This is a genomic window from Curtobacterium sp. MCBA15_013 (assembly GCF_001865095.1).
Classification (GTDB): Bacteria; Actinomycetota; Actinomycetes; order Actinomycetales; family Microbacteriaceae; genus Curtobacterium.
The window spans coordinates 5,191-5,856 of record NZ_MJGQ01000030.1; the positions used below are offsets into that span (position 1 = coordinate 5,191).

Annotated in this window: 1 protein-coding gene; it reads right to left on the bottom strand. The window is 68.3% G+C overall.

Translation table 11 applies throughout. The annotated features are described in order from the left end of the window. Positions 1-28: 28 nt before the first annotated feature. A partial coding sequence (gene ppk2, locus BIV01_RS12830) for a polyphosphate kinase 2 (RefSeq protein WP_071303089.1) occupies positions 29-666 on the bottom strand: 638 nt, incomplete at its 5' end.

Below are 666 nucleotides of genomic sequence, written 5' to 3' on the forward strand. Positions count from 1 at the left end.
GGGCCGGCGCCGCGCCTCCTGGCCGCTCCTACTCCACGTCGACGTCCCGCTTCCCGCGCCGGACGATGAGCGGATCGGGCCGGCCGATCACGTCCACCGCCTTGTCCGGGTAGTCGAACTGCGTCAGGAAGTACCGCATCGCGTTCAGGCGGGCGCGCTTCTTGTCGTTCGACCGGACGATGGTCCACGGTGCGTACCGCTTGCTCGTCCGGGCGAACATGGCGGTCTTCGCCTCGGTGTACTCGTCCCACCGGTCGAGCGAAAGCAGGTCGATGTCGGACAGCTTCCACCGCCGCACGGGGTCGAGCTGCCGGATCGCGAACCGGGTGCGCTGCTCGCGGCGGGTGACCGAGAACCAGAACTTCGTGAGGTGGATGCCGGAGTCGACGAGCATCCGCTCGAACTGCGGCACCTGCGTCATGAAGGACTCGTACTCGTCGTCGGAGCAGAACCCCATCACACGCTCGACACCGGCGCGGTTGTACCAGGAGCGGTCGAACAGGACCATCTCGCCCGCCGACGGCAGGTACTGCACGTAGCGCTGGAAGTACCACTCCCCGCGCTCGCGTTCGCTCGGCTTGCTCAGCGCGACGACGCGGGAGGTCCGGGGGTTGAGGTGCTCCGTGAACCGCTTGATGGTGCCGCCCTTGCCCGCGGCGTCGCGAC